Annotated in this window: 5 protein-coding genes; 3 read left to right on the top strand and 2 right to left on the bottom strand. The window is 48.0% G+C overall.

The window, feature by feature from the left end; translation table 11 throughout:
* The coding region (locus ABY044_RS07795; RefSeq protein WP_373019667.1) for a HAMP domain-containing protein at nt 1–1,545 on the bottom strand (1,545 nt) is incomplete at its 3' end.
* Between the two features lie 176 nt (nt 1,546–1,721).
* On the opposite strand from ABY044_RS07795, the gene ABY044_RS07790 reads away from it, so the two are divergent.
* The gene (locus ABY044_RS07790; RefSeq protein WP_373019666.1) at nt 1,722–2,552 is read left to right on the top strand and encodes an HDOD domain-containing protein; all 831 of its coding nucleotides are present in this window, start codon (nt 1,722–1,724) and stop codon (nt 2,550–2,552) included.
* 161 nt (nt 2,553–2,713) lie between these two features.
* On the opposite strand, the gene lon is transcribed toward ABY044_RS07790, so the two are convergent.
* A complete protein-coding gene (gene lon, locus ABY044_RS07785) occupies nt 2,714–5,314 on the bottom strand; it encodes an endopeptidase La (protein ID WP_373019665.1) in 2,601 nt (866 codons plus the stop codon).
* A gap of 77 nt (nt 5,315–5,391) precedes the next feature.
* Between lon and mog the strand changes: the two genes are divergently transcribed.
* On the top strand, nt 5,392–5,943 hold the full coding sequence (gene mog, locus ABY044_RS07780; protein ID WP_373019664.1) for a molybdopterin adenylyltransferase: 552 nt from the start codon (nt 5,392–5,394) through the stop codon (nt 5,941–5,943).
* Nucleotides 5,944–5,948: 5 nt separating this feature from the next.
* Entirely contained in the window at nt 5,949–6,881 is a 933-nt protein-coding gene (gene prmB / locus ABY044_RS07775) for a 50S ribosomal protein L3 N(5)-glutamine methyltransferase (protein ID WP_373019663.1), read from the top strand.
* Nucleotides 6,882–6,939 lie beyond the last annotated feature (58 nt).

Genomic DNA, 6,939 nt, shown 5'->3' with positions numbered 1-6,939 from the left:
TTTAATGACCGACGAAATCGACTCTTTTTGTACCTGAATGGCTTGTTGCATGTTCGCCATGACATTGTGGTAATCGCCATGGAAATCCTGTATTTGAATTTCGGCATCCAGTTTTCCTTGTGCAAGATCCATACTGGCTTCGTCAATGGCCTGGAAGGTCTCGACGATACGTTTTAAGCTGCCGTTAAACGATTTTTCAAGATCGTCCAGATCACCTTTGTATTCACCTACCATGCGGGCAGAGAATTGACCGTCCGCTAAAGCCTGGCTGACTTGCGTCACTTCGCTGGTTGCTTTCACCACCGAGTCTAAAAGTGTTTGGATGCTTTGTCCCATTTCGGTCAATTCGTTACGGCCGTAAGGAATTTCCCAGTTTTGGTAAGTGCCGTTTTCAGAGATTGCCGTTACCTGCTGTTTCATTTTGGAAAGCGGGGTGGAAATCGATTTGACGATGAAGAAATTCAGCAACAGCATGAATAATAACGCCGCACCGCTACCGATGGTCATTTGTGTCGTCTTGGAATCGCTCAAGTCATTCAGCGTTTCGATCAGACCGACGATCTGTTGATCGGTTTTTTCAGTGGCAACGTGCAGTAACTCGTTGGCTTGGCTGGAAAGCTCGCTGATGGTTTGATTGTTTTGCGATTCAGTCTGGATATAGTCTTTCATATCGTTGAACGACTCATAATATCCTTCCCAACCGGAATAGACCTCGGAGAAAGTTTCCTGATTGACGAAATCGGAAGAGAAACGCTCGTTAAGCGTTTCAAAAAGTGAGTTGCTGCCATCACCCAGCCCGTCTTTGTCAAAGGCGGCTTTCAGGGCAGGATTGTTTGCCGAAATCATTTTGAACAGGCTGGATTGAGAAATGTTCAGGCGTTTAAGGATTTCTTTAAGCTGCTGAAGGGTCTCTTCGTCCATGTCTTCGACGGCAGAGAGGGCTTTAATGCCGTTTTGCATTTTTTCGGCACTCGGCTCAATGCCGTACTCTAAGGTTTCCTGAATTTGTTGCTTCAGGAAAACCGACGAGTTGGCGGCTTTTTTCATATTGGTTAATAGAATATCCATCGCGTCGACATCCAACGCTCCGTTAGGTTGAATTGATTCTGCTTGAGTTTCCGTTTGAACGTTATCCGACGCTTTCTCGGAAGTGGTTTCCTCGGCAGCCGGTTGTTCGGAGTTCTCGGCGGCCGGAGAGGTTTGTGAATCTTCTACGGTGCTTTCGGTTTTGCTTTCTTCACTGTTTTTCAGTGATAGGTTGAGCGCTTTAAGCTCGTCAATCCGGTGGTTGAAGGTTTCGCCGGACTCTTTGCTCATGTTACGGATATAGTCGTTCATTTTCAGCAAAGTATTAGAGAACTGGGTCTGGAACTGGGCGATCTTTGCAGTTTGGGTTTGCTGAATTTCTGATAGAGCATGTGCATGCCCGCGTACTTCGGTAAAGGCTAGCCGAGCCAGTAGGAAGACGGCACTTAAGAAAATAATGCCTATAAATAGGTTGGTCCATAATCTTTTCTGAATGGAAAGATTCTCTAATATACGCATCCTGCACTACCTTGTGATCTATCTGAATGAAGTGCATTTCAGTCTAAATATTCTTTATGACAATAAAATGAATTTTGGGGGTGAGATAAGTGTTTTGTTAAGGTTTATACGTGTGAAAATAAAAAATTCATTTATAATTCAAGATTACGATATTTTATTGAAATGAAACCAACCTTATGCAGCAGAAATTAAAGAATGCGGTGGAAGCGATTCGAGGCGTCAAGATTCCGGAATTGCCTGATGAAGTTTTACTTTTAGAAAAAGAGATTAAGAGTAAATTTGCCAATATCTCGACTGTGGCCGAGATTATCGAGAAGAACACGACGCTTTCCGGTGAATTGATGCGAATCGTTAACTCGCCGATCATGAAACTGAAAGAGCCTTGTAAGTCGATTCGTGACGCCGTTAATGTGATGGGGTTGGATAATATTTATCACTTGGTCGTGTCAGCTGCATTAAAGAATGTTTTCGGACAGAAAGGCTTGTTTAAAGACATTATGGATCACAGTGTCGATGTCGCTTTCTGTATGTCGGACATTGCCGAGTGGATCGACGGCGTGAGCCGAGACGAAGCCTATATGTTGGGTCTGTTTCATAACTCCGGAGCGATGATGTTGGCGTCTAAAAACGAACAGCGTTATGCTCAGATTTTCAGCAACTCCATGTCATTGCCGCTTTCCATCATTGCTAAGGAAGAACAGGAGTTCGGAACCAATCATGCGATGGTCGGAGTGTTGATTGCCAAGAAATGGCATCTGCCGATGGAAATGATCAACGCGATCATGCTGCATCACAATGAATCCTGCGAACGAATTCAAAATGATAAAGTACGTGCGATGGTCGCAATGATCAAGATCGCCAATTCGATCGTTTCAGAAGTCTCTTTAGGCGCTTACCGTGGTGACGAGATGCGTCGTTACGAGAAAGACGGTATCGACGAACTGATGATTCCGCCGGAAACGGTCAAAGAGATTCGTACCGCTTTAATGTCCTATTCTTATAAGTAGGATTAAAGCGTTTAAGTGTCGGATGCTTAAGGATAAGCCTTAACTTTCGGTAACGTTAAAAAAACAGGCCCGGTTGGAAATCCAACCGGGCCTGTTTGTTTTCAGTAAGATGTTTTTGCGCTCGAATGCATTTGCCGCGATTCGTAAGCTATGGCAAAACATCAATGATGCGAAGAAGGAATTTCTTCGTCATTCTCTTTGTGCTTGGCTTTGTAGACTTTCAACGCTAGCGACTTGGCACGAATGTTAAAGGTCAGCTTGGCCACATCGTCAAAGTGTTTTGCAAAATGCACCGTCATGCCTTCCTGAAGATAGTCCGGCAGTTCCTGATAATCCTTTTTGTTCTCGAACGGCAGAATCAATTCTTTGATGCCGATGCGTTTTGCTGCAATCACTTTTTCGCGGATTCCGCCGACCGGTAACACCTGTCCGGTCAGACTTAGCTCACCGGTCATCGCCAATGGCGATTTAATCGCTTCGTCACGTGCCAACGAAAGCAGGGCGGTCGCCATGGTGACACCGGCACTCGGCCCGTCTTTTGGCGTGGCGCCGTCAGGCACGTGCAAATGCACAAACGCCTTGTCGAAGAATTCCGGATCGGCCTTGTACTTATCCAGATTGGACGAGATAAAGCTGTAAGCGATTCCGGCGGATTCCTGCATCACGTCGCCCAGCTGTCCGGACAATTTAAAACCGCGATTGAAGGTGTGAACGCGACTCGCTTCGATGGTAAGGGTTGCGCCGCCCATCGACGTCCAGGCCAAACCGGTAACCGTACCGGTTTGCTGGTTCATTTTTTCCGGCGTAAAGCGCGGTTGTCCCAACATCTCTTCAAGTTCGCTGACGTGAATACGAGCGTTGTCGATTTCGCCGGTGACGAATTTCAACGCCAGTTTACGCACTAACTTGGCAAGCTGTTTCTGCAGGTTACGTACACCGGCTTCACGCGCATAGCCTTCGATGACATGGCGGATCGCCGGAACCGTAATCTGCACTTGTTCTTTGCTTAATCCGGCTTCTTCAAGCAGTTTTGGCCACAGGTGATGTTTGGCGATCTGGATTTTCTCTTCGGTGATGTAACCGGAAAGGCGAATCACTTCCATACGGTCCAGCAACGGCCCCGGAATGGTGTCGAGCGTGTTGGCGGTACAGACGAATAATGCCTTGGAAAGATCGAAACGCACGTCCATGAAGTGATCCATGAATTCGCTGTTCTGTTCCGGGTCAAGCACTTCCAGTAACGCCGAAGCCGGGTCGCCGTGATAGGACGCGCCGATTTTATCGACTTCGTCCAACATGATCACCGGGTTGGCCGTCTCGCAATCTTTTAACGCCTGGATGAATTTACCCGGCATGGCTCCGATGTAGGTACGACGATGTCCTTTGATTTCCGCTTCGTCGCGCATACCGCCGACCGAGAAACGGTAGAACTTACGACCTAGTGCATCGGCAATCGAACGTCCGATTGACGTCTTACCGACGCCGGGAGGACCGACCAGACAGATGATCGAACCGGAAATCTCGCCTTTCAATGCGCCGACGGCCAGAAACTCGCTGATACGATCCTTAACGTCTTCCAATCCGTCGTGTTTTTTATCGAGGATTTTCTTGGCGCGTTTCAGGTCGAGAATGTCCTTGCTGTGTTTGCCCCACGGCAGTAGCGTCAACCAATCCAACCAGTTGCGTGCCACGTTGTATTCCGGCGACTGCGGATCCAGCATGGATAACTTGCTCAGTTCCTCTTCGGCTTTTTTATTGGCCTCTTCACTCAGCTGCAACGTCTCCATGCGTTCCAGGAATCGATCGGTATCGATCGTCTGGTCGTCTTTGACGATGCCGAGTTCTTTTTGAATTTCGTTCAACTGTTGGCGCAGGAAGAATTCACGCTGCTGTTCGCTCAGGTTTTCTTCAACACGTTCGCGGATGTTGTACTGTAATTTGGTGACTTCGATTTCCTGTTTGAACAGGTTCAGAACTTTTTCCAGACGATCTATCAGATCAAGCGTTTCCAACACCTCTTGCAGTTTCAAGTTATCTGCGGTGGTCAGACTCGCGGCAAAATCGGCCAGATGAGAAGGTTCGTTCGGGCTGTAGCGGTTGAGGAAATATTTCAACTCCTCGCTGTACAACGGATTCAGCGGCAACAACTCCCTAAAGGCGTTCATAATCGCCAAACCGTAAGCTTTGAATTCTTTTTCGGTGCCGTTTTTAATGTCGGCCGGATAGCTTACCAGCGCTTTATAAGGCGCCGACTCGGAAACCCAGTGTTCGATTTTAAAGCGTTGCACACCCTCGGCAATCAATTGAATGAAGTCATCGCGTACTTTCGGTTCGTGGATACGCACCAGCGTTCCTACGGCCGAGAATGCTTCCGGAGGCGCTTTTTCGTGATCCGCATGGTCGACGAAGACCATACCGATGTATTTGTGTTCTCCGTCTTTAATGGCTTCAAAAGTCTCCTGCCAGGCATCCTTATTCAATAGAACGGGCAGTTGTTGACCAGGGAAGAAAGGACGCTCTTTAACCGGTAACAGGTAAATTTCTTTCGGCAGGTTCAATCCCGGCTTGGCAAGATGGCGCACTTCGCTCTGTTCGTCGTTGGCAATGTGTTCTCCATCCAGAACCGTCGCGTCGATTTCCGCTTCGATCGGTTCTTCCATTGGCTGCGACGGCTCTGCGGCTAGATTGTTATCAACCTCGGTCTCGGAAGTATTCAAGTCACTTTCGATAGGGGTTTCAGGCTTGTGATTCGTCTCAGTCATCGGTTCTCTAATTCGTTATAATCGTGGAAATTAGGGTATTATATGCGGATTAATGTTGTCAGATTCAAGGATTCAAAATGCAAAAAGACGAAATTAAAATTGGCATTGTAACCGTTTCCGATCGCGCAAGTCGCGGCGAGTACGAAGATTTGGGCGGACCGGCGATGCAGGAATGGATCGGCAAGGCGTTGACTTCTTCGTGGAAAGCGGTCGCCAGAGTAATTGAAGACGAGCAAGAGCTGATTGAATCGACATTAAAAGAGTTGGCGGACGAACAAGGGTGTTGTTTGATTTTGACCACCGGCGGAACCGGTCCGGCAAAACGCGACGTCACGCCGGAAGCGACTGCGGCGGTGTGCGATAAAATTCTCGACGGCTTTGCAGAACAGATGCGAGCGGTCTCTTTACAATATGTACCGACGGCGATTCTATCGCGCCAGATTGCCGGAACCCGCGGTGCAAGTTTGATCATCAATTTACCGGGTAAACCGTCGGCAATCGGCGAATGTCTGGAAGCGGTTTTCCCGGCCGTACCTTATTGCATCGACCTGATTGAAGGTCCTTATTTAGAAACCGACGAGGCTTTCGTTAAAGCTTTCCGTCCAAAACATGCGGTTAAAAAAGGATAAGTCTCGTGACCAATATTAATTATCAGTTTGAAGGCTTGGAAACGGTCACGGATTTTGTGCGCTGGGGCGGTTCCTTGTTCAAACGTGCCAATTTGTTCTTCGGTCACGGCACCGACAATGCGTTCGACGACGCCCGAGTGTTGGTATTTTATGCCTTGAATCTGCCGATGGAAATTCCGGAAAGTTATTGGCATGCACGTTTGTCGCTAACCGAAAAACACCAAGTGACCGAACTCTTCAAGCATCGCATCGAAACCCGTAAACCGTCCGCCTATATTACCGGTGAAGCCTGGTTTGCCGGAATGCGTTTCATCGTCAATGAATCGACGTTGGTACCGCGTTCGCCGATTGCCGAGCTGATTGCTAATAACTTCCATAATTGGGTGGATGTCGAACAGGTGACCCGCGTGCTGGATATGTGTACCGGCAGTGGTTGTATCGGTATCGCTTCGTTGCAAACCTTGCCTTACGCCGAAGTGGATCTGGCGGATATTTCGCCGGAAGCTTTGGAAGTGGCGCAGAAAAATATTGATCTTTACGGCTTGAACGAGGTTGTGCATGCCATCCAGTCCGACCTGTTCGATAATCTGAAAGGCAAAAAGTACGATCTGATTCTGTCGAACCCGCCGTACGTCGATCAGATTGAAATGGACGCCTTGCCAGAAGAATTCCAGCAGGAACCGAGTCTGGGCTTGGCCGCAGGTCATGACGGTTTGGATATCGTGCGCCGTATTCTGGCGGAAACATCCGAATACCTGACCGACGAAGGCGTGTTGATCGTCGAGGTCGGCGTTTCTCAATACTATCTGGAACAGGCTTATCCTGAATTGCCGTTTTACTGGTTTGAGTTCGAACACGGCGGAGAAGGGGTGTTTGCCATTCATAAATCGGAACTTGACGTGTTTCAGGATATTTTGAATCAACGCGTTCAGCCGTAGTAAAACAGTTTGCGAACAACCGATTTTAAATGTGGGAATATGGTTGGCTGGCCGGTTT

The sequence above is a fragment of the Thiomicrorhabdus sp. genome, from assembly GCF_041583835.1.
In the GTDB taxonomy this organism is placed as follows: Bacteria; Pseudomonadota; Gammaproteobacteria; order Thiomicrospirales; family Thiomicrospiraceae; genus Thiomicrorhabdus.
The sequence above is the reverse complement of the archived record's forward strand: the minus strand, read 5'-3'. Positions and strand labels throughout refer to the sequence as shown.

Coding starts and splice junctions, on each gene's coding strand:
- mog (WP_373019664.1), top strand. CDS start 5,392: ATGCAAAAAGACGAAATTAAAATTGGCATTGTAACCGTTTCCGATCGC.
- lon (WP_373019665.1), bottom strand. CDS start 5,314: ATGACTGAGACGAATCACAAGCCTGAAACCCCTATCGAAAGTGACTTG.
- ABY044_RS07790 (WP_373019666.1), top strand. CDS start 1,722: ATGCAGCAGAAATTAAAGAATGCGGTGGAAGCGATTCGAGGCGTCAAG.